The organism is Pseudomonas sp. EA_15y_Pfl1_P101 (assembly GCF_963970835.1).
GTDB lineage: Bacteria > Pseudomonadota > Gammaproteobacteria > Pseudomonadales > Pseudomonadaceae > Aquipseudomonas > Aquipseudomonas tritici.
The window spans coordinates 379,916-405,965 of the sequence record NZ_CAXAPA010000004.1 but is presented as its reverse complement, the minus strand read 5'-3'; the positions used below and the strand labels follow the sequence as shown (position 1 = coordinate 405,965).

Below are 26,050 nucleotides of genomic sequence, written 5' to 3'. Positions count from 1 at the left end.
TTCCTGATTAAAAAGTGAGCGTTCATCTTCCCAGCTTGGCAATCAGCGAAAAATCCCGGTAAAACGACAAGATCTTTAAAGGATGTTTACAAATGAGCTCGACCCTTGACCTTGAAGTCTTCGTGCGCACCGCTGACACCGGCAGCCTGTCTGCCGCCGCACGAAGCTTGGGCTTGACTCCAGCGGCAGCGAGCATCGCCCTCAAGCGCCTGGAAACCCGGTTGGGCATCCGGTTGCTGGCGCGCTCCACGCGGAGCATGCGGCTGACCGAGGAAGGCCGGCGCTACCTCGAAAGCGTGCGCGTGGCGCTGGAAGCACTGGCTGAGGGCGAACAGGCCATCAGGCAGCAGGGCCACAGCCTCAGCGGTCTGCTGCAATTGGCGGCGCCGTCGGATTTCGGGCGCAATGTGCTGTTGGGCTGGCTGGATGAGTTCAAGCTCGAACACCCCACTATCCGCCTGCAATTGCTGCTCAACGACAGCAATGCCGACCTGTTCCGCGACACCGTGGACATTGCCTTGCGTTTTGGCGTACCCCGAGACTCCAGCCTCGTGGCACTGCCAGTGGTGCCCGATCACCACCGCATCCCCTGTGCCAGCCCGGATTACCTGGCACGCCACGGCACGCCCCGAACACCAGCCGATCTGGCGCAACACAACACGTTGCGCTATATGCGTCAGGGCCGGGCCAACAGTACCTGGTACTTTCGCCAGGGCGCGCTGCTTCAGGAGGTCGAGGTCACGGGCGATTACTTGAGCGATGACGGCGAAATCGTCCGGCGCTGGGCGTTGGCCGGTCACGGCATCGCCTACAAAGCCAATCTGGATATTGCCCGCGACATCAAAGCCGGTCGGCTGGTGCCCTTGCTGCCTGATTGGCAAGGCGAACCGACGCCGTTCAACCTGATGTGCCCCCACCGCCTGCAAGTATCGGAACGGGTGAAGGTACTGCATCGTTTTTTACATGTGCGTTGTCAGGCCTTGCTGAGCACATGAAGAAACGCGGAGAGGGCTTGTCGCAGAGCCTTTGAGTCTGGTATTGCAAGGGGCACGTTTCCCGCCTTGAGGAGTCACCCATGATTTACCGCACATTGGGCCAATCCGGTTTAAAGGTCAGCGCCTTGACCCTGGGCACCATGATGTTTGGCGAACAGACCAACACCGAAGACTCGCTGCGCATCATCGACAAGGCCTGGGACCAGGGCATCAATTTTATTGACACGGCCGACGTCTACACGGGCGGACGCTCCGAGGAAATCGTCGGCGACGCTATCACCCGGCAACGTCAAGACTGGATCGTGGCGTCCAAAGTCGGGTTCGGCCCGCCGGACGGCCTTCCCAACCGCAGCGGCCTGAGTCGCAAGCACATTTTCAACGCACTGGAAGCCAGCCTCACGCGCCTGGACACTGATTACCTCGACATCTATTACCTGCACCGCGAGGACCACAACACGCCGCTGGACGTGACGGTGTCGGCGATTGGCGACCTGATCCGCCAGGGCAAGGTCCGTTACTGGGGCTTGTCCAACTATCGGGGCTGGCGCATTGCCGAAGTGATTCGCATGGCCGAACGCCTGGGCGTAAACAAACCCGTGATCAGCCAGCCGCTGTACAACATCGTCAACCGCCAGGCCGAAGTCGAGCAGATCACCGCCGCGGCGGCCTACGGTTTGGGCGTGGTGCCTTATAGCCCACTGGCGCGGGGCGTGCTCAGCGGCAAATATGCCCCGGACGTGGCCCCCGAGGTCGGCAGCCGCGCGGCGCGCCAGGACAAACGCATCCTGGAAACAGAATGGCGCTCGGAGTCACTGCGCATCGCCCAGCAGATCCAGCAATACACCCAAGGGCGCGGCGTCGGGATTATCGAGTTCGCAATTGCCTGGGTGTTGAACAACTCGGCGGTGAGTTCGGCGATTGTCGGGCCACGCACCGAGGCGCAGTGGGATGCCTACATAGGCGCCCTGGATGTGAAGATCACGGCGGAAGATGAAGCGTTCATTGATTCGCTGGTGACGCCGGGGCATGCGTCGACACCGGGGTTCAACGATGTGGGGCATTTTGTTTCGGGCCGCGTGGCACGCGCCTAGGCTTTTGTGGTGAACACAAGATCAAATGTGGGGGCTCGACAGCTCCCACATTTCACCTGCTTCGCGCGCAAGATCGGGCTCAATTTATGGACCGCCGCGAGAAATTTTCCTGAAAACCGCCCCAAAACAGAGCAACCCTCTCCCGCCAAAAGCACCATAATCTCCCTCCTGAAATCCCCCCCTCTTGTGTCTCAATGGTTTTCGCGAGGACAGTGTGTCTAAAGGTGTTGTGTTATCGGTCTTGGCCTCGGTGTTGTTTGCCGTGATGTATTACTTCACATCATTGCTGACCCCCTTGAGCGGCCTGGAAATTTTCGGCTGGCGCATGTTGCTCACCGTGCCCTGCATGACGGTATTCATGATCGTCAGCGGCGAATGGCGACGGGTGTGGGAGTTGGTGCGGATGTTGGCGGACCGGCCGCGCTTGATTGCCGGTGTGTTGGTGTCTTCGGCCTTGCTGGGCGTGCAGTTGTGGCTGTTCATGTGGGCGCCATTGAACGGGCGCAGCCTGGATGTGTCGGTGGGTTACTTCCTGTTGCCACTCACCATGGTGCTGACCGGCCGCCTGGTGTGGGGCGAACAGCTTTCGTACTTGCAGCGGGTCGCGGTATTTTTTGCAGGCCTTGGGGTGCTCAACGAGTTGTACCAGGCCGGTGGTTTCTCTTGGGCAACGTTGGTGGTGGTCATCGGCTACCCGGTGTACTTCGTCGTGCGCAAATACCTTAAGACCGATCATCTGGGTGGGCTCTGGCTGGATATGGCGCTGATGCTGCCGGTTGCCTGGTGGTTTGTGCAGAGTGGCGAGCAAGGTTTTGCGGTGTTGGATGCCTACCCGAAGCTGTACGCGTTGATTCCACTGCTGGGGCTGATCAGTGCGTCGGCGCTGGTGAGCTACATCATCGCCAGTCGTTTGCTGGCGTTCAGCCTGTTCGGGCTGCTCAGCTACGTAGAGCCGGTACTGTTGCTCGGTGTGGCGCTGATCTTGGGCGAAGGGATCAAGGGCGGCGAATGGCTGACCTACATTCCGATCTGGCTGGCGGTGATGGTGCTGGTGTTTGAAGGGTTCAAGCACTTGGTACGTCATCGCGGAGCCTGATTGGCAGGCAATAAAAAGCCCGGCCGAGGCTGTCCTGTCCTCGGCCGGGCTTTTTTACACTTAGTCGGCGGTCAACACACCACGGCGTACTTGGTCGCGCTCAATCGACTCGAACAACGCCTTGAAGTTGCCCTCGCCAAATCCATCGTCGCCCTTGCGCTGGATGAATTCGAAGAACACCGGGCCCATCAGGGTTTCCGAGAAAATCTGCAGCAGCAGGCGCTTATCGCCCTCAACCGAAGAACCATCGAGCAGGATGCCGCGTGCTTGCAGTTGATCCACTGGCTCGCCGTGGTTCGGCAAGCGGCCTTCAAGCATTTCGTAGTAAGTGTCCGGCGGCGCGGTCATGAAGCGCATGCCGATCTTCTTCAATGCGTCCCAGGTCTTGACCAGGTCTTCAGAGAGGAACGCCACGTGCTGGATGCCTTCGCCATTGAACTGCATCAGGAACTCTTCTATCTGCCCGGCCCCCTTGGACGACTCTTCGTTCAGCGGGATGCGGATCATGCCGTCCGGCGCGCTCATGGCCTTGGAGGTCAGGCCGGTGTATTCGCCCTTGATGTCGAAGTAGCGCGCTTCACGGAAATTGAACAGTTTCTCGTAGAAGTTGGCCCAGTAGGCCATGCGCCCGCGATAAACGTTGTGGGTCAGGTGGTCGATGACCTTGAGACCGGCGCCTTGCGGGTTACGCTCAACACCTTCGAGAAACACAAAGTCGATGTCATAGATCGAGCTGCCTTCGCCGAAACGGTCGATGAGGTACAGCGGCGCACCGCCAATGCCTTTGATCGCCGGCAGGTTCAATTCCATCGGGCCGGTTTCGATATGAATCGGCTGCGCCCCCAGCTCAAGCGCACGGTTATAGGCCTGTTGCGAGTCCTTGACGCGGAACGCCATGCCGCACACCGACGGGCCGTGCTCGGCCGCAAAGTACGAGGCAATGCTGTTGGGTTCGTTGTTGAGGATCAGGTTGATCTCGCCCTGGCGGTACAGGTGCACGTTCTTGGAACGGTGGGTCGCGACTTTGCTGAAGCCCATGATCTCGAAGATCGGCTCCAAGGTGCCTGGCGTCGGCGACGCGAATTCGATGAATTCAAAGCCCATCAGGCCCATTGGGTTTTCGTATAGATCTGCCATGATTTGGCGCCTCATCATTCTTGTTTAGTGACGGTTTCAATTGCCAGCAAGGATGAGAGGCACGGGCGGCGCACAGGAGAGGCCTCGCACACTGCGGGCGAGGAAATCACCGAAGATGAGGGGGGAGCCGAGTAGCTTCATGGTGTCATCAGTCTCTGACGGCCGAGGCTTGCGTGAGCGCAAGTCATATTCTTGTATGCGTAAATCGATTCTACACAGCGTAACCGTATTTGTCCGTACTCTTATCAAATCCCCAACGCCCTGGCACGTGCAAGGGGTTTATTGCACAGATAGATGCCGAGCAGGATCACCGTGCCACCGGCCAGCATCGGCGCAGTCAATGGCTCGCCCAGCAGCAAAGCGCCAGAGATCACGGCTGTTAGCGGGTTAAGCGCGATAAATACGCCGGAACGTGTCGCGCCGATTTGGCGGATGCCTTCGTAATAGCCGATATAGGCCAGCGCTGAACCCAGCACGCCCAGGTACGCCAGGCTCAGTACTTGCGGGGCATGCAGGCTGCCAATCGCCTCGACCGAGAAGCGGCCCATGATCAGCGTGCTCGCGGTGAGCATCAGGGTGCCCCACAGTATCGACCAAGTCACCGTCTGTAGCGGCCCGAGGCTCTGGTTCAATCCACGGGAAAACAGCGAGTAGACGCCCCACCCCACTACGCACCCGAAGATCAGCAAATCCCCGCGCCAAGTGTTGTTCGCTTCGCCCAGCACGTGAGGATTGCGACTGACGATGACCAGGGCGGCGCCCGTCAGGCATAACGCGATACCCAGGATTTTGCGGGTGTTCAGGCGATCCTTGAATAACCACCAGGACGCCAGGCCGATCACCGCCGGGTTCAACGCGACGATCAATGAAGCTCGCGACGCATTGATGTAGTGCAACCCGTAGAAGAAACACACGTTGTAGAAAAAGATACCGAAAAAACCCAGCATCACCAGTTGTCCCATCTGCCTTGGGCTTGGACGGGCCAATGGGATGCGCGCAAATCCCATGAACGCCAGCAATGCCAGGCTGGCCAGCAGAAACCGCAGGCTGGCCGCCAGTAGAGGGTCGACCGCCGCGCCCAGGTAGCGACCGGCCACGAAGGTACCGCCCCAAATCATGGTGACGGCAGCGAGCTTCATATAAGTGATGCGATCCGGGTGTAAATGCACAGGCTGAGGCTCTAATGGCTTGAGGGTTGGCCCATTCTTCTGGTAATACATCATCATCGTAAAATGAGTAATTACTCATGACCCTGACCCAACTCGAAATATTCTCCCAGGTGGCCGAGCTGCAAGGCTTTACCAGCGCGGCCCACCGACTGGGTATCAGCCAGTCGGCGGTGTCCCATGCAATCAAGGGCCTGGAACAGGAACTGGGTGTGGCGTTGTTCAGACGTCACCAGGCTCAGGTGGAACTCAGTGATATTGGCGCGCAATTGCTCGGACGCGCCCGGGCAATGCTTGGCCTGGCGAACACCTTGCAACAGGAAGCGGCGGATGCGCGGGGCATGAAACGCGGGACGCTGCGCATCGGTTCCTTTGGACCGACGGCCTCAAATCACCTGTTGCCGAAGATCCTCAGCCAGTTCCGCCTGGCGTACCCAGGCATTGAAGTGCATGTGGACGAAGGGCCGGACAGGCAGGTTATCCAATGGCTCGACGAGCGCCGTATCGATATTGGCTTTGTGGTGCTGGAACAGGAACGCTTTGATACCTTCGCCCTGTTCGAGGACCAGATGGTTGCGCTGCTGCCCGCCGACCATCATCTGGCCGCGTGCGAACAGGTTAGCCTCAAGGACTTGTGCAACGAACCGTTCGCCCTGACTGAGGCCGGCTCCACTGAAATGGTGGCGCGGCTGTTCAACGAGGCGCGGCTGACGCCAAACGTGCGCTATCGCTGCTCACAGTTGCTGAGCACGCTGGAAACCGTCAGCCGGGGTGAGGCCGTGAGCGTGGTGGCACAAGCCTCCTTGCCGGCGGGGAGCGACCAGCGTTATGTGCAGTGCGCGCTGTCACCGCGTGTGCCACGCCACGTGGGCCTGGCGGTACTGGACCGGCGCCAGTCTTCCCCCGCAACCCTCGCCTTTATCCGCATTGCCCAAGGCCTGGAACTGTAGCGCTGGCTACTGGCCAAATGGCTAGGCACCACGAGCTTATTTGGGCCAAGCCAACTATCATCGACTGAATCTGACCCAGGCAACAGGCCGTTCACTTCATGCCCCTGACCGTTAACGGCCCGCGAAAACGCGCCACGCGTTACTTGATCACGTCCTTGAGTGCCTTGCTGCCGATTGCACTCGGGGTGGTCATCCTGCACTGGCAAGCCGAACGCACCCTGCAGCAAAGCACCGCCCAGACAGCCCAGGAAGCCCTGCGCCAATTCGACTTGATGCTCGATAACACCGCACTCGCCGCCCAGGCCTTGCTGCCTTTGGCGGGGCAACCTTGTGACAGCAGTGCGCAGTTGGCCCTGCGCGAACAGGTCACGCGTCGGCCGTTTGTGCGCGCGACCACCTTGTCCTGGCAGAAAAATATCTATTGCAGCTCGCTGTTTGGCGATAAATACGCGTCACCGGTCAATCCGGATGACTACGTCGACGGCCGCTTATGGCTGATGAATGGCAACCCGGTGACGCCGAATACCGCTCTACTGGTTTACCGGTTGGTCGACGGCGACAAGGCCGCTTTTGCGTCGATTGATGGCTATCACCTGACCAACGCTCTGCGCTTGATCAGCCGTTACGCCTACCTGGTCCTGCAAGTTGGCCCGAATTGGCTAGGGGCTGATGGCAAGGTGCATAACACCGCCATACCCTTTTTTGCGGTGGCGCATCATGAGTTGGTATCCGATCGCTATCACTACCGCGTCACCGCTGGCATGCCGAAAGGTGAAGTGTGGCGGTACATGCAGGCCCGGTATGCGGCCTTGTTCAGCTTGGTGGTGTTCTTTGGCGTGCTGGCGGGCGCACTGGCGCATTGGCTGCAAAAGCGCTCTTCAGCGCCGACCCAGGAACTGCAACGGGCGCTGGGCGCCAATGAATTCATTCCGTATTTCCAGCCAGTGGTGCGCGGTGATACGCGCGCGTGGGCCGGCTGCGAAGTGTTGATGCGCTGGCAACACCCTAAGGAAGGCCTGGTGCGTCCTGACCTGTTCATCCCCCTGGCCGAGCATTCGGGCCTGATCGTGCCGATGACCCGCGCCCTGTTGCGCCAGACCGCCGCGCAATTGGCGCCGCACGCCGCGCGCTTCAGCCCTGGCTTTCATATCGGCGTAAATATCACCTCACGCCATTGCCAGGACCTGGCGCTGGTGGATGACTGTCGGGAGTTTCTCGCCGCGTTCCCCGTGGGCCAGGTAACGCTGGTGCTCGAACTGACCGAACGTGAGTTGATCGAGCCCAGCGATATCACTCGGCGCTTGTTCGACGCGCTGCATGAACTGGGCGTGATGATTGCCATCGACGACTTTGGCACCGGTCATTCCAGCCTGGGTTACTTGCGCAACTTCAATGTGGACTACTTGAAGATCGACCAGAGTTTTGTCGCCATGATCGGCGCCGATGCACTATCACGGCATATTCTGGACAGCATCATAGAACTGTCTGGCAAGCTCGACTTGGGCATCGTTGCAGAGGGTGTGGAAACCGCTGAACAGCGTGATTATCTAGCCACTCAAGGTGTGGATTTCCTGCAGGGCTATCTGTTCGGAAGGCCTTTGCCCTGCGATGAATTTATTAAATCCCTGGCCAGCCATTGAATAACCACACACGCGACGCACTGAAATAATGTTATTTAGACAAAAGACATGATTTACTCGCAGCGGATTAACTACTACAATTTTTCCTGCCTGTGCAGAACTCGCAGGACGACTTCTTTCTTGGGTCGCCTTAAAGCGCTTGGCTTATAGCTTTGTCTGCAGTTGATATCAGCCAACAACATTATTGGAGTACAGATTTTGTCCAGACTCGCCGAATTTCGCGCAGCAGAAAAAGCCCTTCAAGAGCAGCTTGCCCAGCTGGAATCCCTGAAGAACGACGCCGGCCTGAAGAAAGAAATCGAATTCGAAGAAAAGCTTCAAGCCCTGATGAAGAGCTATGGCAAAGGCCTGCGCGACATCATTTCCATCCTTGATCCAAACCCTGGCAAGTCCAGCGCTGCTGCCGCTACCGCACCAAAACAGCGCCGTGCACGCGTGGTCAAGGTTTACCAGAACCCACACACCGGTGAGCTGATCGAAACCAAAGGCGGTAACCACCGTGGCCTCAAGGCCTGGAAAGAACAGTACGGCGCCACCACTGTAGATGCCTGGCTGCGCGGCTGATCACACCGCACTAACAAAGAGCCCCGCTTAGGCGGGGCCTTTTTTATTTCAGCGGTTCGAAACCGAACTTAAATAACGTTTCATCATGTTCATGATCGATGGGCACTACATACTTAAAGTTTCAGGCTATCGCGCACCGAACTGACTTCGTCCTTGCTTGCTTCGTATGCTTCGGCCTGCCCCGCGTATGAAAAAACATACGCCTTATCGGCATCAACCGCGCCGACCAATGTTTGCGAAAGCACGTGACGCCCGTTTTCGGTTATCACACAAGTAGTTTCCAGCGCTTCCAGACGGCTCAATGTTGTAGGGCGCATCTTGCTGCATACACTTTGATAACCGCCCTTGGCAAAATCTTTCTGAATCGACTTGCGCATCTCCAGCAGCACACCTTGAAGATTAACATTGTGCCCCGCTTCAATCGGCGTGCCGGTCAACTCCATGACCATCAAGGTCGCGCCATTTTCATCGTTCTTGATCGCCCGTTGCCGAGAGACAGGCCGAGGTTTACCGGGCGTGTCGCCATCGTGCGTCACCTCTTCGATTTGCCAGCCGCTGGGCCAATGGACCTCAGGGCCGGCCGCCAGTACGAAAGGACTGCCCAACAGCAAACACACAGCGCTCAACAACGGTTTACGAAGTTCGATCATTGCGAAAAACACCCAAGGTTCAAGCGCCAAAGTTTGAGCCCCAGCCCCACTGGTCGCAAGGCCTGCGTGGCCTTTTTCATTTGGCGCGCGGCGCAGGCCTTGCGTATCATGGCCTGGCTGCACGGATGCCAGCCGCAAGCCAAGGACCTGCTCACATCTTAGAGCCGCGTTTGCCCCATTTTTTCTGGAGGGCCCATGAGCCTGCACGAACTGAACACTTTCCCGGGCGTCACTGCCCAACCTGACACCGCCACCACGAACTTTGTGTTCAACCACACCATGCTGCGGGTCAAGGACATCACCAAGTCGCTGGACTTCTACACGCGCGTCCTGGGCTTTTCGCTGGTTGAGAAACGCGACTTCCCGGAAGCCGAGTTCAGCCTGTATTTCCTGGCCCTGGTGGACAAATCCCAGATCCCGGCCGACGCTGCCGAACGTACCCAGTGGATGAAGTCGATCCCAGGTATCCTGGAGCTGACTCACAACCACGGCACCGAAAACGACGCCGACTTCGCCTACCACAACGGCAACACCGACCCGCGTGGCTTTGGCCACATCTGCATCTCGGTACCGGATATCGTCGCGGCCTGTGAGCGTTTCGAAGCTCTGGGCTGTGACTTCCAGAAGCGCCTGAGCGATGGCCGCATGAAAAGCCTAGCGTTCATCAAGGACCCTGATGCGTACTGGGTTGAGATCATTCAGCCAGCACCGATGTAAACGAAAAAACCCCATGATCGCTCATGGGGTTTTTCATTTTCGGGCTGGAATTTACGCTGGCGCAGAGGTACGAATCAGGTGATCGAAAGCACTCAGCGAAGCTTTGGCGCCCTCGCCCACTGCGATCACGATCTGCTTGTAGGGCACAGTCGTTACGTCGCCGGCAGCAAACACACCTGGCAATGAAGTCTCGCCACGCGCATCGACGATGATCTCACCGCGGGGCGTCAGCTCCACGGTGCCTTTGAGCCAGTCGGTGTTGGGCAGCAAACCGATCTGTACGAAGATGCCTTCAAGGTCGATAGTCTTGAACTCGCCGCTGTCGCGATCCTTGTACGCCAAACCGGTGACTTTCTGACCATCGCCTTTCACTTCACTGGTCAGTGCACTGGTGATCACGTCAACGTTCGGCAGGCTGTAAAGCTTGCGCTGCAATACAGCGTCGGCGCGCAACTTGCTGTCGAACTCAAGCAAGGTCACGTGGCTGACGATCCCGGCCAGGTCGATGGCCGCTTCAACGCCGGAGTTACCGCCGCCGATCACTGCCACACGTTTGCCCTTGAACAACGGACCATCGCAGTGCGGGCAGAAACACACGCCTTTAGCCTTGTATTCCTGCTCACCCGGCACACCCATTTCGCGCCAGCGAGCACCGGTGGCCAGGATCACGGTTTTGGACTTGAGGGTCGCACCGCTTTCGAAGCGAATCTCATGCAACTCACCGGCGTTTTTCGCAGGGATCAGGCTGCTGGCACGCTGCAGGTTCATGATGTCCACGTCGTACTGACGGACATGGGCTTCCAGGGCACTGGCCAGTTTCGGGCCTTCGGTTTCCTGTACCGAGATAAAGTTCTCGATGGACATGGTGTCCAGCACCTGCCCACCAAAACGCTCAGCCGCCACGCCGGTACGAATGCCTTTACGTGCGGCGTAGATCGCAGCCGCAGAGCCGGCCGGGCCACCGCCGACAACAAGGACGTCAAAGGCGTCTTTGGCGCTGATTTTCTCGGCGGCTTTTTCCATACCGCTGGTGTCGAGCTTGGCGAGAATCTCTTCCAGGCCCATGCGGCCCTGGCCGAAGTTCACACCATTGAGGTACACGCTCGGCACTGCCATGACCTGGCGTTCGTCGACCTCAGCCTGGAACAACGCGCCGTCGATGGCGACGTGGCGGATGTTCGGGTTAAGCACAGCCATCAGGTTCAGCGCCTGGACCACGTCCGGGCAGTTCTGGCACGACAGCGAGAAGTAAGTCTCGAAGCTGAACTCGCCTTTAAGGGCGCGAATCTGTTCAATCACTTCGACACTGGCCTTCGACGGGTGGCCACCGACTTGCAGCAGGGCCAACACCAACGAAGTGAATTCATGGCCCATGGGGATACCGGCGAAACGCAGGCTGATCTCGGCACCCGGGCGGTTGATGGAGAACGAAGGCTTACGCGCATCATCGCCATCGGTTTTCAGGGTAATCAGCGTAGTGAGGCTGACGACGTCCTGCAGAAGAGCAAGCATTTCCTGGGATTTCGCGCCGTCGTCGAGGGAGGCAACGATCTCGATCGGCTGGGTAACCCGCTCCAGGTATGACTTCAACTGAGCTTTAAGATTGGCGTCCAACATACGGGCGATTTCCTTGAATTCTGGGTATAAAAAAACGCCCGAGCGAATCTCGCCCGGGCGTTTTTGAGGGCGGTTGCAGCTTACTGGGTAGGTGCGGAATACCGCCCTTGATGCTTCACAGACTTAGATCTTGCCGACCAGGTCTAGGGACGGAGCCAGAGTGGCCTCGCCTTCTTGCCACTTGGCTGGGCACACTTCGCCTGGGTGGGCAGCCACGTACTGAGCGGCTTTGATTTTGCGCAGCAGCTCGGAAGCATCACGGCCAACACCACCGTCGTTCAGTTCAACGATCTTGATCTGACCTTCTGGGTTGATCACGAACGTACCGCGGTCTGCCAGGCCAGCTTCTTCGATCAGTACGTCGAAGTTGCGGGAGATGGTCAGGGTTGGGTCGCCGATCATGGTGTACTGGATTTTGCCGATGGCTGGCGAAGTGTTGTGCCAGGCAGCATGGGCAAAGTGGGTGTCGGTGGAAACGCTGTAGATCTCAACGCCCAGCTTTTGGAATTCGGCGTAGTTGTCAGCCAGGTCTTCCAGTTCGGTTGGGCAAACGAAGGTGAAGTCGGCTGGGTAGAAGAACACAACGGACCATTTATCTTTCAGGTCAGCGTCGGTCACTTCGACGAAGTTGCCGTTTTTGTAGGCGGTCGCTTTGAACGGTTTTACTTGGCTGTTGATGATAGGCATCGTTGACTCTCCGTCAGGTTTGTAAAAGGGCTTAGTAAGTTGATGAAGTGAATCCTACCGACTCTCTCTGACGATGGCTCATTGGCAAACCTCATGCTGACGATTGGTTTTCCCTATCAGGTGGCTGTATTAATAGAAGAAATCTCAAAGCAGCGGTTGCGTCGCCAAGGCCATGCCAAGAAAGGGCGTCGCTTCAACATAGCGCATGGCAGATTTCATGTCGCTCCAGCCGACGTAACTCATCAACGACTTCAAATCCCAACCACTGCGATGCGCCCACGTGGCAAAGCCTCGGCGTAATGAGTGGCTGGTGTATTGCTCGGCGGGAATGCCGGCGCGCTCCAGCGCCTGGCGCAACAATGGAATCACGCTATTGGGGTGCAACCCTCCGCCCCCAGGTTGCCCCAGCGATCAATGCCGCGAAACACCGGGCCACGGACCAGGGCCGAGGCGCTGAGCCATTCACTGTAGGCTTGCACTGGGCACAAACGCAGCAGCGCCGGGGTGTGATAGGTCTTGCCAAGGTTGTCGCGGTCGCTTTTGCTGCGCGGTAGATAAAGGCTAATGCCAGCACCGGGTGTGGCCTGCACATGCTCGATATCGAGGCGACACAGCTCATCGCTGCGAAAGCCACGCCAGAAACCCAACAGAATCAGCGCAGTGTCGCGCTTGGCACGCAGCAACCGGGGCTGATCCTGTGCCTGGGCTGCCTCTTTCGCGTCGACCTCAAGAGATGCAACCACCTGTTCCAAATGCTTGAGCTGCAACGGCTCGGCTTGTTTCTCCTGCGCCGGGTGCACGGCACGAATGCCCTTGAGCACCTTGCGCACTACTGGCGCTTTAGTTGGGTCGGCAAACCCCTGGCTCGTATGCCATTGCGCCAATGCCGACAGGCGCAGCTTCAAGGTGTTGACGGCCAACACGCCTGCGTGAGCGACCAGGTAACGCGCCACGCTGTCGCTGGTCGCAGGCAGGAACCCGCCCCAACTCACCTCAAAGTGCTCGATAGCGGCGCGATAACTGCGTCGCGTGTTGTCGCGGGTGGCGGCGTTGAGATAACGATCGAGATCGCTCATAGAAGGCCTATTCGTACTGCTGACAGGTGGATTCGCGGTTAAAAAGCTAATGACACGGGATAATACGCCGATATCCCATCTGTTAACTCATGATTTTAAACACGTTTTAATGCATGATATAGTACGTAAATACATACTACGTACCACAGTACTAAATCGACGGAGACCCCATGGCTCGCGGCGGCATCAATAAAGCAGTAGTTCAAACAGCACGCCTGGCGCTCCTCGCCCGCGGCGAAAACCCCAGCATCGACGCCGTACGCATCGAAATGGGCAACACGGGCTCTAAAACCACGATTCATCGGTATTTAAAGGAGTTGGACGAAAGCGAAACCCGCCTCACCATCACCGAAGCGCCGATAGACGACGAGCTTGGCGAACTGGTGGCGCGGCTCGCTCAACGCCTGAAGGAGAAAGCCCAGGAGCCTATCGACCTGGCCCTTGTGCAATTCGAGCAGCAGAAAGCCGCCCTACTCGCCCAGATCGAAGCCCTCGAGGAGGCTCACACCCAACGCAAGCAACAATTCGATATCCAATCCGCGGCCCTGGCAGAAGAAAGCGCAGCGCTGCAAACGGCCAGCACCAGCCTGCAGGCGGAGCAAACCCGTAACGCCGGGCTGAGCCAGGCGTGCAGCGATTACGCGCTACGGATTAACGACAAGGACGAACAGATTCGCTCACTGGAAGAAAAGCACCTGCACGCCCGCGATGCGCTGGAGCACTACCGCAATGCGATCAAGGAACAGCGCGAACAGGAACAGCGCCGTCACGAAGGGCAGCTACAACAGGTGCAAGCCGAATTGCGCCAGGCCCAGCAGAGCGCGATGGTGCGTCAGGATGAGATCACCCAGTTGCATCGCGACAATGAGCGGTTGTTGATCGAACATCGCGTAACCGCGAAGGACCTGGCTGCGCTGCAGGAGCAATTGCGAAAAGATCAGGCCCAGCAGCTCAAGCTGAGCGAACAGGTAAGCCTGATTGAAAGCGAGCGCACCCTGCTTCAGGAGCGCCTGCGGGTTGCCGTGCTGGAGAGCCAGTCACGCCAGGAAGCGCTGACCGAACACAAGCACGCCAACAACACCTTGGAACTGGACCTGATCAAGGCTCAGGCAAGCATTGAGGCGTTGCGCCTGGCCGCCGCCATTGCAGCGGCGCCAGAGGCAACACCCGACGCTTGATCAGCTCGCCACAGGCGTGCGCATGGTGACGAACTCTTCCGCCGCCGTGGGATGCACGCCGATGGTCTCATCGAAATGTTGCTTGGTCGCGCCCGCCTTGAGCGCAATCGCAAGCCCCTGGACGATCTCGCCAGCATCCGGGCCGACCATGTGACAACCCAGTACCTTGTCGGTGTCGGCGTCGACCACTAACTTCATCAGGGTCTTTTCCTGACATTCGGTCAGGGTCAACTTCATCGGCCGGAAACGGCTTTCGAAGACCTGCACCTTATGGCCCTTCTCTTTCGCTTCTTCTTCGCTCAGGCCGACCGTGCCGATATTTGGCAGGCTGAATACCGCGGTCGGGATCATCGCGTAATCAACCAAGCGATATTGCTCAGGCTTGAACAGACGGCGCGCCACGGCCATGCCTTCGGCGAGGGCAACCGGTGTCAGTTGCACGCGCCCGATCACGTCGCCGATGGCCAGGATCGAGGCTTCGGCGGTCTGGTACAGATCATCCACTTCAACGAAACCGCGCTTGTCGAGTTTGACTCCTGTGTTCTCCAGCCCCAGATTGTCCAGCATCGGACGGCGACCCGTGGCGTAAAACACGCAATCAGCCTCCAGCACGCGACCGTCCTTCAACGTGGCTTTGAGGCTGCCATCCGGCTGTTTGTCGATGCGCGCGATGTCGGCATTGAATTGCAGGTCCAGGCCGCGCTTGGTCAACTCTTCCTTCAGGTGCGTGCGCACCGAACCGTCGAAGCCGCGCAGGAACAGGTCACCGCGATACAGTAACGAGGTCTGGGCGCCCAGTCCGTGGAAAATCCCGGCGAATTCAACCGCGATATAACCGCCGCCAACCACCAGCACGCGCTTGGGCAACGCCTTGAGGAAGAACGCCTCATTGGAGCCAATCGCGTGCTCATGCCCTGGAATCTCAGGAATCTGCGGCCAGCCACCGGTGGCGATCAGAATATGTTTGGCGGTAAAGCGCTCACCGTTGATTTCCACCTGATGCGGATCAACCAAGCGTGCATGCCCCTCATGCAGGGTCACGCCGCTGTTGACCAGCAGGTTTCGGTAGATGTCATTCAGACGGTTGATCTCACGGTCTTTATTGGCGATCAGGGTCGCCCAATCAAAGTTCGCCTCCCCCAAGGACCAGCCAAACCCGCTGGCCTGCTCGAAATCTTCGGCAAAATGTGCCCCGTACACCAACAGTTTTTTCGGCACGCAGCCGACGTTGACGCAGGTACCACCCAGGTAGCGGCTTTCCGCCACGGCCACCTTGGCACCAAAACCAGCGGCAAACCGCGCTGCGCGAACACCGCCGGAACCGGCGCCAATTACATACAGGTCAAAATCGTAGGCCATTTCACTCTCCTCGGCAGAACATCAGCATACCGACTTAGATGGGGCTGAAAAACGAAAAAGCCACCCGAAGGTGGCTTTCTCTCTTACAACAGGCGGGCTAACGTAGATCAGTAAGCCTTGCCGGTCTTGTAGAAGTGCTCGAAGCAGAAGTTGGTGGCTTCGATGTAGCCTTCAGCACCACCGCAGTCAAAACGCTGGCCTTTGAACTTGTAGGCAATCACGCAACCATCTTTGGCTTGCTTCATCAGGGCGTCAGTGATCTGGATCTCGCCGCCTTTGCCTGGCTCGGTTTCTTCGATCAGTTTGAAGATGTCCGGCGTCAGGATGTAACGACCGATGATCGCCAGGTTGGACGGCGCATCTTCAGGGGCTGGCTTCTCGACCATGTCACGAACGCGGATCAGGCCGTCGCCAATATCGTCACCGGCAATCACGCCGTATTTGTTGGTTTGCGATGGATCGACTTCCATGACCGCAACAATGGTGCAGCGGTATTTCTGGTACAGCTTGACCATCTGGGTCAGCACGCCGTCGCCGTCGAGGTTCACACACAGGTCATCCGCCAGTACCACAGCGAAAGGTTCGTCACCGATCAGTGGGCGGCCGGTCAGGATGGCGTGGCCGAGGCCTTTCATCTGAGTCTGACGGGTGTAGGAGAACGAGCACTCATCCAGCAGTTTGCGAATGCCGACCAGGTATTTCTCTTTGTCGGTGCCTTTGATCTGGTTTTCCAGCTCGTAGCTGATGTCAAAGTGGTCTTCCAGCGCGCGCTTACCACGGCCGGTCACAATGGAGATTTCGTTCAGACCGGCATCCAGTGCCTCTTCGACGCCGTACTGAATCAGTGGCTTGTTCACCACCGGCAGCATCTCTTTGGGCATGGCCTTGGTCGCTGGCAAGAAGCGAGTGCCGTAACCGGCTGCTGGGAACAAGCATTTCTTGATCATATGGGTCCTTACAGAGGGCTGTGCGTACGGAATTCGGCGCAGTCTAATGAGGCCGCAGGCACCTTACAATGGGTCCTGCTGGCGTTGCGATTTCATCATAGAGAAAAAATGTCAGCGTAAGTTCCACTGGTGTTGTGAAGAGCGCCTCCACCGACACAGCAAAAAACGCTTGCACCTCAGAGCTTCTATGGGCTGCATCCTTTTTAGCATGCTTTTGCGATCAGAACACTGACCTAGAATAACTTGCCCGGCCCTGCGACATTTGGCGCTATCATTATGCCCTTGAACCACACCACGAGATTGATAGATGTCAGAACCAAAAGGCGTAAACGGCTACCTGATCACGCAGCGAGCGGACGGTTGGCACCTGATCAATTTCCACGGCGACAGCGTCGCCGGGGCCTTCGCCACCGAAAGCCAAGCGATTGCGGTAGCCGAAGTATTTGTAGATGAAGCGGGTCACGCGTCGAGCAAACGGCCGAAGGGCAAGTAAGTTCCGCTGCGCTGCGCATGAAGCCCCGTTGTACGGGGCTTTTTTGTGGGCGCCACTCTTGGCGCCAACTTTAATTTCGGTCACGCCGTTACAGGGCGATACGGGACACTGCTGTATTTCGGAAAAATGTAGCCCTATTCTTACAGTCATTACAACAACTGGAAACGCCCACCAAATCAAATGTAGTTTATTTCTTACAGACAATTAGCGTTTTTTGGCAAATTGCCATATCCCTCTTACATATTTCGACATGTCCAGGCTACGCAACCAGGCGACTTAGACGACTTACTTTCTTCACTACAAGCCTGACAATTGCCTGAGTTCAAGCGTGCTCCAGAGAAGCAATACAATTAGTTGGAAAATTAAGTTATTTCCCTGGTTGCAACTGGGTGCGCAACGAGCTGAGTTCCCTGCACGTTCTTTATATAAAAGAAGCGACGGTTCAATCCACGTCTGCCTGCAGGTTTCCTATATGACGTTGTTAACAGATGGGTCTTTGCTGATGAAAGTTGAAATGAAAACTGCGTTGCTGTCTATCGGCTTGCTGGTGGGTTCGATGTCCGCGGTTCAAGCAGCGGATGGAACGGTCACGTTCCTGGGTTCGGTTCACTCGGGGGCCTGCTCCATCAAGCCTGAGTCCGTGGATCAGACAGTTCACCTGGGCGCCATTGCAAAGCATCAATTGCAAACGGGAGGAAAATCCGAGCCGCGTTCTGTATTGATCGAACTTGAAGGCTGCGATCTCACCGGCCTTACCGACAATACGGTGACCACTACCTTCACGGCTGCGCCATCTTCTGTGGTTCCAGGTGCGATCGGCACCATCGGCGGCGCGGGCGGCATAGGCATCATGATGACACACGGCAGCCAACCCATTGAGCTGGGTGTGGCGACGACCCCGCAGGCGATTGTCGCCGGTGACAACACACTCCAGTTCGGTGCCTACGTACAAGGCGCGGCTACGGACCCCATCATTCCGGGTGATTTCAGCGCGGTCACCAACTTCACCTTGGCTTACCAGTAAGTTTCTCCCCCGTCATTCAGGTGGCGGGGGAAGCTGACGGGAGATAACGGTGAAAACACTCATAAACCTCGCATTTACCTCTTCATTGGCAATGCTCATCAGCCCTTACGCGCTCTCGCAGACGCCTGCGCAAGGCGATGGCGTGGTCACGCTGGGCGGTGAAGTCGTTGACTCAGCATGCGGGTTGGAGCTGGCCAGCGCCGACCAGTCCATTGAGATGCCCGCCGAGCCAATCGGGCGGATTTTGCGCAATACGATCGGAGATCCACACCCGTTCCAGTTGCGCCTGGTCAATTGTTCGCTGAGTCGGCCGGACCCACTGCGCCCTGGCGTCAGCCTGCCTGATTGGGAACATCTGCGGGTGACGTTTGACGGGGCTCGTGACCGAGAGGGCCGCTCTTTTGCCGCCTCAGGTTTTTCACAAGGGGTCGCTTTTCATATTTGGGATGCGGCGGGCCAGGAAAGTATTCCGGGTGAGCCCATGGCGCTGGTACCGCTGACTGAAGGTGACATGACCCTTCATTACACGGTTCGCCTGGTCGGCAACGGGTTGCAACTTGTGCCAGGGGCTCACAGTGCCGCGGTGCGATTCACGTTGGACTACTTTTGAACATTGATGGGTTGCTTTCATGCTGAATGCGTCGAAGATCAAAAATACCCTCCGCCCAAGCCTGTTTGGCGGGTTGATATCCGTGGCGGGAACTGCATTAGGTGCCGGGGACGTTGAGTTTAATACTGATGTGCTAGACCTCAATGACCGCACCAATATTGACTTGTCTCAGTTTGCCCGCAGCGGTTTTATTCTGCCCGGCACCTATTCAATGGTTGTGCACATAAACAACCAGTCTCTGTCCGAGCAATCGGTAGCATTCTACCCTCCCGACGACGACCCCAAAGGGAGCGAAGCCTGTTTATCTGCCGATCTTGTGGACCAGTTAGGCCTGAAGGAATCCGGCGCCGCCGAACTGACGTGGTGGAAAGGCGGAGCGTGCCTGGATATTCAGAGCCTGCCAGGTATGGAGGTCAGCGCAGACCTGGCCACCGCCACGCTGAACATCAACCTTCCCCAAGCCTACCTTGAGTACAGCGCTATCAATTGGGACCCACCCTCTCGCTGGGATGAAGGGGTGCCCGGCCTGTTGCTTGACTACAACATGACAGCGCAATCGAGTCACCAGAAGAAAGGCAGTGCTCGCAATGACATCAGTGGTAACGGAACACTGGGGGCCAATGCCGGGGCTTGGCGCTTGCGCGCCGATTGGCAGGGCCGTGTGGACCAGGACCGCGAAGTGTCAGCCAGGCGCTCGAGGCTGGAGTGGAGTCGTTACTATGCCTATCGCGCACTCCCTGCACTGAAAGCACGTCTGGTGGTGGGAGAGAACTACCTGTATTCGGACCTGTTCGACAGCTTTCGCTTTACCGGTGCTGCCCTCAACTCGGATGAAAGCCAACTGCCACCCAACTTGCGTGGGTATGCGCCAGAAGTGGTCGGCGTCGCCAAAACCAACGCCAGAGTCATCATCAGCCAGCAAGGACGTGTGCTGTATGAAACGCTGGTCGCCGCAGGCCCTTTTCGGATTCAGGACCTTAACGACGCCGTGTCCGGCAGGCTGGATGTACGGGTGGAAGAGCAGGATGGTTCGGCCCATACCTTCCAGATCGATACAGCAGGCGTGCCCTATCTGACGCGCCCGGGTCACGTTCGCTACAAAATGGCCACTGGGCGGCCCTCCAATCTTCAATACGGCGGCGATGGCGACTTGTTCGGTACGGGCGAGTTCTCGTGGGGTGTCAGCAATGGCTGGTCGCTGTTTGGCGGCGGCATAACGGATAACAACTACCGCGCCTTGTCTGTTGGGATAGGCCGTGATCTGTTGGCATTTGGCGCACTCTCGCTGGATGTTACCCAGGCCCGCGCAAATGTGTGGAATGAGACACTGTCGGGCAAGTCCTACCGTCTTCAATACTCCAAGAACTTTGAACAGTACGACAGCCAGATCACCTTTGCCGGCTACCGGTTCTCTGAGAAGAACTACTTGAGCATGAGTGAATACCTGGACGCGCGCCATTATGGAAAGAACGGCGAGCTTGCGGGGCGCTATCGGTACGATGGCTACACGCAAGACTGGAAACCTATCGGCGGCAGCAAGGCACTTTATACGGCGACCATCAACAAGCAGTTTCGTGATTTAGGCGCCACCGTGTATGCCAGTTACAACAAACAAACCTATTGGGAGCGGCCGCCCACTCAGCGCTGGAACTTATCAGTGTCACGTTATTTTAATGTCGGCACCGTCAAGAACATAAACATGTCCCTGAATATTCACCGCACCCTGGAATACAACTATAAAGATAACGGCGTGGCGCTGACGGTCAGCCTGCCCTTGGGGCGTACTGGCACATTGTCGATGGACGCTAACAGGGCCGCAGGCGATAACCGCTTTGCTACGCGCTACAGCGATCGGCTGGATGAGCGTAACAGCTACCAACTCAGTGCCAGCAACAACGCTGCCAGCGGTTATCTGAGCCATATCGGTGACCAGTCAGACATCGATATCGCTGCCAGCACGCAAGAAGGCAGTTACACCACGCTCAGTGTGTCTGCGCGCGGCGGCGGCACGCTCACGCCTTACGGTGGCGCACTGCATCGGACCAATAGCACGGGCGGCACCCGCCTGATGGTCGATACCGGCGGGGTGCCCGACGTACCTGTGCGGGGTTACGGCACACCGACCCGCAGCAACGCCTTTGGCAAAGCGGTCATTTCCGATATCGGCAGCTATCAACGCATGGCAGCCAGTGTGGATCTGGAGAATTTGCCGCGCACTGTCGAAGCCACTCAATCAGTCACGCAACTGACGCTCACCGAAGGCGCCATCGGCTATCGCTCCCTGTCGGTGATTTCCGGCGAAAAGGCCATGGCTGTCCTGCGCCTGCCAGACGGCAGTTCGCCACCCTTCGGCGCGACAGTGAAAAACCTGAAACAGCAGGACACAGGCATCGTGAATGACGGCGGCAATGTCTATCTGAGCGGCATACAGCCTGGCGCAGAGATGACTGTCAGCTGGGGCGGTTCCGAGCGTTGCATCCTCACGCTTCCCGTCGTCCTGCCCGCTGACAGCTTGACCGATGCCCTGCAATTGGGCTGCCGGACGGTAGCCATTGATCAACCCCTGCCCGAGCCAGATGCACTGACCGGCCAGCGTAACGATACGGAGAACACCCCTTCATGATGCTCAACACGCGCTTCACACAAACCTGCGTGATGCTGGCTCTCGGCTTGAGCCAGAGCGCCTACGCCGCCATCGGGCTGGACCGCACCCGAGTGATTTTTGATGGTGGCAAGGATGCCACCAGCGTGAACATCACCAACAACAACACCCAGTTACCGTATTTGGCGCAAGGCTGGATCGAGGATGAAGCCGGCGAGAAAATCACCACGCCCTTGATCGTGCTACCGCCGGTTCAACGCGTGGAGCCCGGCAAACAAAGCCAGGTGAAAGTTCAGGCATTACCGGCGGCCAAGTCTTTGCCACAGGATCGAGAGACCGTCTACTACTTCAACTTGAGGGAAATTCCGCCGCGCAGCGATAAGTCCAACACCCTGCAAATTGCGCTGCAAACCCGGATTAAATTGTTCTACCGACCGCAAGCCATTGCGCCAAGCCAGCAAGACCTGTCCACACCCTGGCAGGAAAAACTGACCCTGACGCGCGACGGCGAGCACTACCGGGTGAGTAACCCCACGCCTTACTACGTGACCCTGGTGGATGCACGCAGCACCAAGGACGGCAAGACCGCGTCGGGCTTTGAGCCTTTGATGGTCCCGCCCAAAGGCACGCTGACCCTGGGGCCAACCGCCAAGGCGCTCGGCTCTGCCCCCTATTTGGCCTACGTGAACGATTACGGTGGGCGTCCGTTGATAGCCTTCACCTGCAGCGGCGGCACCTGCAAGGTGAACTCGCAAGCATCGACATCAGGTGAGTAGCGCATGCCGTGGGAGAAAGCCATGAAGTCGCACACCGTGAAGGTCCTGAGCGGACTGCTATTGGCCTCTGTGGAAGGCGCACACGCCGAGGATGTCGAGGGCATGAATGGGATGCTGAACATTTCCGGGAGCCTGCACGAAATCCCCTGCGTGCTGGAAATGACCTCCCTCCATCAAACCATCGACCTGGGCGCCGTATCGACCAGTCAACTGCAACGCCCCGGCGATCAAGCCAGGCCCGTGGCATTCCAGTTGCGTTTTACCGATTGCCAACGCACCGCCGGCAGCATCCGCAGCGAACGTACGGGAAACCTGACGTGGAGCGCCTTTCAACCGGTGCTGTCGGTCGCGTTCTATGCGCCCGCCGATGCCGATGACCCACGGCTGGTCAAGGTGCAAGGCATCACTGGCATGGGTTTGCGCTTGACCGATGCCCTGGGGCGGGATGTTCAGTTGGGATCGAGGGGCGAACCTTTGTTTTTGCCACTGGGCGGTAATACCCAGACGTGGACTGTTCAGCCCACACGCACCTCTGCACCGTTGACAAGCGGGGCATTTCGGGCCGTGGTGGATTTCAGGCTCAACTATGAGTAAGGGCGTGATAATGGTTAAGCCTACCGGCCTGCGGGCCATTTTTATCAGTGGCAGCCTGCTGTGGGTTGCCAACCAGGGCGTACAGGCCGAGACCAGCCTGGCGATCCGCGCGGTCATCATTGCGCCTCCACCCTGCGTCATTAACGGCGGCAGTACGCTTGATGTGCCGTTCGGAAACGACCTTCTGACATCCAGGGTCGACGGGATTAATTATCGTCGAGGGGTGCCTTATACCGTTACCTGCAACTCCCCGTTCAGCAATGCGTTGACACTCGAACTGAAAGGCACGGCGGCTGCGTTTGACCATCGCGTGCTGATGACTCGCAAAACGGATCTTGGGGTAAAGCTGTTCGTAAATGGTGCCGACTGGCCACTCAATACAGCGGTGAACTTTACCTATCCGAACTTTCCGGTGGTGCAGGCGGTGCCCGTCAAGCGGGCTGGCAGCGAGCTCACGGGAGGCGCCTTTGATGCGGCCGCCACCTTGGTGGTCGATTATCAATGAAGAGGAAAGATCAATGACATGTTGGCCGCAGCGAGCATTGCTCGCGTTGTGCTCCATAGGCCTGTGCACGGGTGCATCGACCAACCTGACGTTCAGCGGAACATTGAACGAACCGCCACCCTGCACGATTGATGCAGGCAACACGATAGAGGTCGACTTTGGCGATGTCGGGATCAGGCGAATCGACGGCGTGCAGTACCGCAGGGGTGTTGGTTACACCATCAACTGCGGCACCGACACACTCCCCTGGGAGCTGAAACTGAGCGTCAACGCTACAGCAACAGCGTTTGATGGCTCGGCGGTGCAGACCAACGTACCTGACCTGGGTATTCGGGTTTTTCAGAATAACGTGCCGTTCCTACTCAACACGCCAATGGACATAACCCTGTCGTCCCCACCGACCTTGGAAGTCGTCCCCGTCAAGCAGCCCGGTGCCGTGCTGACCCCCGCGAGTTTTACCGCGGTGGCCACGTTATTGGCCGAATACGAGTAGGAGCTGAGCTTATGCAACATGCGATGAACCCTAAAGGACGGCCATATGCCGGCGTGGCGTTGCTGCTGAGCTTCAGCCTGGTGCCCGCGGGGCATGCGGCGGACAACCTGAGTTTCAAAGGCAACCTGGTTGAAGAGGCTTGCACGATCCGCCCGGGTGACGAGGCAATCACCCTGGAACTCTGGGACGTGACCAGCAAGCACCTCTACATCAATACGCGCACACAGGGTAAGGGTTTCAAGGTTCACCTGGAGGACTGTGACACCACGGTTGGCAACACGGTCACCATCACGCTTGGCGGTAGGGAGAACGCGGCGCTACCTGGATTGTTCGCGCTCGATGTTGCCAGCGGGGCCTCAGGCATTGGGCTTGGTATAGAGACGCCGAACAACAAACCGTTACCCCTGAATACAGCCAGCGACGAACAGGTGTTGAGCGATGGCAGCAATGTGATTGAGCTCAAGGCCTATGTGCAGGGTGAGCCGGAAGCGATCAGGGATCAAACCATCGGGCACGGCAGGTTCACGGTGACCTCGACTTTTACGCTGGACTATCCATAACCGCCTCAGATAAACCTCAACTCTATTTCCTGGGCGGCTTTAGCGCACGGACCGAAAGTTCGTCGGGCGGTGCCTGGATAGAGGAGCAGCGAGAGATCAAAATGAAACGACTCTATGGCGCCATGGCGCTTTTCGTCCTGATGGCTGCTGCGATGAATGTGAAGGCAGCTCAATGCCGTGTGAATAACGGCCCATGGCAGCAAGTAGACAATGGCGGGACGCTAAACCTCCAGGTTCCCGTAACGGTCCAACTCGGTTCTGACGCAACCCGCATCATCCTGGATGGCGTGAGGCTGGAGTGCAGATTCACGCCCTACCCCAGCACCCCGACTTGGTGGGAAGACTATTGGGCGACGTCCATACAAGCCGGCCCCGCCTGGACGCCCGGCCCAAAATTCGTCAGCCAAGGCACAGGTTTGCGTATAAACGGGGTTTTCCGAAACACCCCTGTTCCGGATGGCATTCGGATTTCGACCATGCGCAACAACGCTGTGGGTGTACCCGTGGATGTAACGCCCTATATTTTGATACGCAATAACCCAACAAACCCTATCGACGTTCGGATAGGGGACGTCCTTGGTGTGTTGCGTCTAAACCAGACAAACAATTACAACACACAGCGGACGGGGCTCATGCTCACGTACACGGCCGCCAATAACTTCTCAGTCTCACCCTCTACGTGCACGATCAACAATAACAATCCAATCGAGATAAATTTCGGCAACGTAAATCAAAGGGAAATAGGCACTAACCCACTGACGACGCCCATCAACAGCAACCGCAGGCTCAATTACTCATGCCCGACCGGCGGCATCACCACGCCGATCACCATTACCTACAAAGGTATCCCGTCGTCGTTCGACACACGGCTTTTGACGATGACCAATCCTGACGTCGGCACGGCCCTGATCCGGGCGGGGTCAGCGGTTCCGGTCAACGGTTCATTCCTGACCCAACTCACCAACAGCGTGGGGGGCGATGACGTGATCTTTTCTCTCGTCTCGCGCGCTGGAACCCTACCCGCGGCAGGGCCCATAACGGGAAGCGGTGTGCTCGTAATGGGGGTGCCATAACCCACGCACAAGGCTGAAACCGAAGACCTCTTGCGTCACTTTATGGACTACGCAGTCACAGATATTATTTCTGCGACTGCGCATAAGGTGGCATTTAGCTATAAACTTGCGCCAACGCCCACGACTGTGTCTGCGCCCCCTCCAACACCCTCGACGATGAACCCATATGAACAAGTTTCTGGCACTGATAGCGGTACTGGCGCTCGCCGGGTGCACCACCACCTCTGACGTCTACCTCAAAAACGGTGAGCAAGGCCTGACCATCGACTGCTCGGGCGAGGCCAATTCCTGGGCCAGTTGCTACGAAAAAGCTGACGCCTCCTGTGCGGGCACCGGCTACCGTATCGTCGGCACCGAAGGCACACCCTCTCTCAAGGAAAGTGACAAAACCCTGGGCCAGGACGTTGGCAACTACAAAAGCCGCAGCGTGGTGGTGGTCTGCAAGTAGGC

The 26,050-nt window shown here is 57.8% G+C and carries 28 protein-coding genes; 19 read left to right on the top strand and 9 right to left on the bottom strand.

Going from position 1 to position 26,050, the window contains the following annotated elements; translation table 11 throughout:
- Nucleotides 1-92 precede the first annotated feature (92 nt).
- The 3 genes from AACY36_RS08875 to rarD all read left to right on the top strand — a co-directional run bounded on the left by AACY36_RS08875 (nucleotide 93) and on the right by rarD (nucleotide 3,182).
- Nucleotides 93-995, top strand: a complete 903-nt coding sequence (locus AACY36_RS08875; protein WP_339416263.1) for a LysR family transcriptional regulator — start codon at nucleotides 93-95, stop codon at nucleotides 993-995.
- A gap of 80 nt (nucleotides 996-1,075) precedes the next feature.
- Nucleotides 1,076-2,086, top strand: coding sequence for an aldo/keto reductase (locus AACY36_RS08870; protein ID WP_339416262.1), 1,011 nt, complete (start codon nucleotides 1,076-1,078; stop codon nucleotides 2,084-2,086).
- Nucleotides 2,087-2,300: 214 nt separating this feature from the next.
- Nucleotides 2,301-3,182 carry an EamA family transporter RarD gene (gene rarD / locus AACY36_RS08865; RefSeq protein WP_339416261.1) on the top strand — a complete coding sequence of 294 codons (882 nt, stop codon included), beginning with the start codon at nucleotides 2,301-2,303 and terminating at the stop codon, nucleotides 3,180-3,182.
- 60 nt (nucleotides 3,183-3,242) lie between these two features.
- Here the strand turns inward: rarD and hppD are convergent, their stop codons facing one another.
- Both hppD and AACY36_RS08855 read right to left on the bottom strand, forming a co-directional pair.
- Nucleotides 3,243-4,319 (bottom strand): 4-hydroxyphenylpyruvate dioxygenase, encoded by a 1,077-nt coding sequence (hppD, locus tag AACY36_RS08860; RefSeq protein ID WP_339416260.1) that lies wholly within the window; start codon nucleotides 4,317-4,319, stop codon nucleotides 3,243-3,245.
- Nucleotides 4,320-4,564: 245 nt separating this feature from the next.
- Complete coding sequence (locus tag AACY36_RS08855; protein WP_339416259.1) at nucleotides 4,565-5,458, bottom strand: DMT family transporter; 894 nt, start codon at nucleotides 5,456-5,458, stop codon at nucleotides 4,565-4,567.
- 107 nt (nucleotides 5,459-5,565) lie between these two features.
- On the opposite strand from AACY36_RS08855, the gene AACY36_RS08850 reads away from it, so the two are divergent.
- The 3 genes from AACY36_RS08850 (at nucleotide 5,566) to AACY36_RS08840 (ending at nucleotide 8,639) form a co-directional block, all read left to right on the top strand.
- The gene (locus AACY36_RS08850) at nucleotides 5,566-6,435 is read left to right on the top strand and encodes a LysR family transcriptional regulator (RefSeq protein ID WP_339416258.1); all 870 of its coding nucleotides are present in this window, start codon (nucleotides 5,566-5,568) and stop codon (nucleotides 6,433-6,435) included.
- Between the two features lie 98 nt (nucleotides 6,436-6,533).
- Nucleotides 6,534-8,075: an EAL domain-containing protein gene (locus AACY36_RS08845; protein WP_339416257.1), complete on the top strand. Its 1,542-nt coding sequence runs from the start codon at nucleotides 6,534-6,536 to the stop codon at nucleotides 8,073-8,075.
- A 198-nt stretch (nucleotides 8,076-8,273) separates the two neighbouring features.
- A complete protein-coding gene (locus tag AACY36_RS08840) occupies nucleotides 8,274-8,639 on the top strand; it encodes a histone-like nucleoid-structuring protein, MvaT/MvaU family (protein ID WP_339416256.1) in 366 nt (121 codons plus the stop codon).
- Nucleotides 8,640-8,752: 113 nt separating this feature from the next.
- On the opposite strand, the gene AACY36_RS08835 is transcribed toward AACY36_RS08840, so the two are convergent.
- Nucleotides 8,753-9,289: a DUF4946 domain-containing protein gene (locus AACY36_RS08835; RefSeq protein WP_339416255.1), complete on the bottom strand. Its 537-nt coding sequence runs from the start codon at nucleotides 9,287-9,289 to the stop codon at nucleotides 8,753-8,755.
- A 195-nt stretch (nucleotides 9,290-9,484) separates the two neighbouring features.
- Here AACY36_RS08835 and gloA point away from each other — a divergent pair, with 195 nt between their 5' ends.
- Entirely contained in the window at nucleotides 9,485-10,006 is a 522-nt protein-coding gene (gene gloA, locus AACY36_RS08830) for a lactoylglutathione lyase (protein ID WP_339416254.1), read from the top strand.
- 51 nt (nucleotides 10,007-10,057) lie between these two features.
- Here the strand turns inward: gloA and ahpF are convergent, their stop codons facing one another.
- The 4 genes from ahpF to AACY36_RS08810 form a co-directional block, all read right to left on the bottom strand.
- Nucleotides 10,058-11,623, bottom strand: coding sequence for an alkyl hydroperoxide reductase subunit F (gene ahpF / locus AACY36_RS08825; protein ID WP_339416253.1), 1,566 nt, complete (start codon nucleotides 11,621-11,623; stop codon nucleotides 10,058-10,060).
- Between the two features lie 123 nt (nucleotides 11,624-11,746).
- Nucleotides 11,747-12,310 (bottom strand): alkyl hydroperoxide reductase subunit C, encoded by a 564-nt coding sequence (gene ahpC / locus AACY36_RS08820; RefSeq protein ID WP_339416252.1) that lies wholly within the window; start codon nucleotides 12,308-12,310, stop codon nucleotides 11,747-11,749.
- A gap of 144 nt (nucleotides 12,311-12,454) precedes the next feature.
- Nucleotides 12,455-12,694, bottom strand: coding sequence for a tyrosine-type recombinase/integrase (locus AACY36_RS08815; RefSeq protein WP_339496981.1), 240 nt, complete (start codon nucleotides 12,692-12,694; stop codon nucleotides 12,455-12,457).
- Nucleotides 12,676-13,386, bottom strand: coding sequence for a hypothetical protein (locus tag AACY36_RS08810; RefSeq protein ID WP_339496980.1), 711 nt, complete (start codon nucleotides 13,384-13,386; stop codon nucleotides 12,676-12,678). Before AACY36_RS08810 ends, AACY36_RS08815 begins: the two co-directional genes overlap by 19 nt.
- 170 nt (nucleotides 13,387-13,556) lie before the next feature.
- On the opposite strand from AACY36_RS08810, the gene AACY36_RS08805 reads away from it, so the two are divergent.
- Complete coding sequence (locus AACY36_RS08805; protein ID WP_339416249.1) at nucleotides 13,557-14,564, top strand: DNA-binding protein; 1,008 nt, start codon at nucleotides 13,557-13,559, stop codon at nucleotides 14,562-14,564.
- On the opposite strand, the gene gorA is transcribed toward AACY36_RS08805, so the two are convergent.
- Both gorA and galU read right to left on the bottom strand, forming a co-directional pair.
- A complete protein-coding gene (gorA, locus tag AACY36_RS08800) occupies nucleotides 14,565-15,923 on the bottom strand; it encodes a glutathione-disulfide reductase (protein ID WP_339416248.1) in 1,359 nt (452 codons plus the stop codon).
- Nucleotides 15,924-16,030: 107 nt separating this feature from the next.
- On the bottom strand, nucleotides 16,031-16,870 hold the full coding sequence (gene galU, locus AACY36_RS08795; RefSeq protein WP_046068218.1) for a UTP--glucose-1-phosphate uridylyltransferase GalU: 840 nt from the start codon (nucleotides 16,868-16,870) through the stop codon (nucleotides 16,031-16,033).
- A 307-nt stretch (nucleotides 16,871-17,177) separates the two neighbouring features.
- Here galU and AACY36_RS08790 point away from each other — a divergent pair, with 307 nt between their 5' ends.
- The 11 genes from AACY36_RS08790 (at nucleotide 17,178) to AACY36_RS08740 (ending at nucleotide 26,048) form a co-directional block, all read left to right on the top strand.
- Nucleotides 17,178-17,363 carry a hypothetical protein gene (locus AACY36_RS08790; protein WP_049713265.1) on the top strand — a complete coding sequence of 62 codons (186 nt, stop codon included), beginning with the start codon at nucleotides 17,178-17,180 and terminating at the stop codon, nucleotides 17,361-17,363.
- Between the two features lie 514 nt (nucleotides 17,364-17,877).
- Nucleotides 17,878-18,387: a fimbrial protein gene (locus tag AACY36_RS08785; RefSeq protein ID WP_339427609.1), complete on the top strand. Its 510-nt coding sequence runs from the start codon at nucleotides 17,878-17,880 to the stop codon at nucleotides 18,385-18,387.
- Nucleotides 18,388-18,436: 49 nt separating this feature from the next.
- Entirely contained in the window at nucleotides 18,437-18,997 is a 561-nt protein-coding gene (locus tag AACY36_RS08780) for a fimbrial protein (protein WP_339416247.1), read from the top strand.
- 19 nt (nucleotides 18,998-19,016) lie between these two features.
- On the top strand, nucleotides 19,017-21,620 hold the full coding sequence (locus AACY36_RS08775; protein WP_339436372.1) for an outer membrane usher protein: 2,604 nt from the start codon (nucleotides 19,017-19,019) through the stop codon (nucleotides 21,618-21,620).
- Nucleotides 21,617-22,375, top strand: a complete 759-nt coding sequence (locus AACY36_RS08770) for a fimbria/pilus periplasmic chaperone (RefSeq protein WP_339427516.1) — start codon at nucleotides 21,617-21,619, stop codon at nucleotides 22,373-22,375. Before AACY36_RS08775 ends, AACY36_RS08770 begins: the two co-directional genes overlap by 4 nt.
- 21 nt (nucleotides 22,376-22,396) lie before the next feature.
- Nucleotides 22,397-22,969 carry a fimbrial protein gene (locus AACY36_RS08765; protein ID WP_339416243.1) on the top strand — a complete coding sequence of 191 codons (573 nt, stop codon included), beginning with the start codon at nucleotides 22,397-22,399 and terminating at the stop codon, nucleotides 22,967-22,969.
- Nucleotides 22,970-22,979: 10 nt separating this feature from the next.
- On the top strand, nucleotides 22,980-23,474 hold the full coding sequence (locus AACY36_RS08760; protein WP_339416241.1) for a fimbrial protein: 495 nt from the start codon (nucleotides 22,980-22,982) through the stop codon (nucleotides 23,472-23,474).
- A gap of 13 nt (nucleotides 23,475-23,487) precedes the next feature.
- Entirely contained in the window at nucleotides 23,488-23,967 is a 480-nt protein-coding gene (locus tag AACY36_RS08755; RefSeq protein WP_339496978.1) for a fimbrial protein, read from the top strand.
- 11 nt (nucleotides 23,968-23,978) lie between these two features.
- Complete coding sequence (locus AACY36_RS08750) at nucleotides 23,979-24,527, top strand: fimbrial protein (protein WP_339416240.1); 549 nt, start codon at nucleotides 23,979-23,981, stop codon at nucleotides 24,525-24,527.
- A gap of 101 nt (nucleotides 24,528-24,628) precedes the next feature.
- Nucleotides 24,629-25,600 carry a fimbrial protein gene (locus AACY36_RS08745; protein ID WP_339416239.1) on the top strand — a complete coding sequence of 324 codons (972 nt, stop codon included), beginning with the start codon at nucleotides 24,629-24,631 and terminating at the stop codon, nucleotides 25,598-25,600.
- Nucleotides 25,601-25,766: 166 nt separating this feature from the next.
- Complete coding sequence (locus AACY36_RS08740) at nucleotides 25,767-26,048, top strand: hypothetical protein (protein ID WP_049713257.1); 282 nt, start codon at nucleotides 25,767-25,769, stop codon at nucleotides 26,046-26,048.
- The last annotated feature ends 2 nt before the right edge of the window (nucleotides 26,049-26,050 follow it).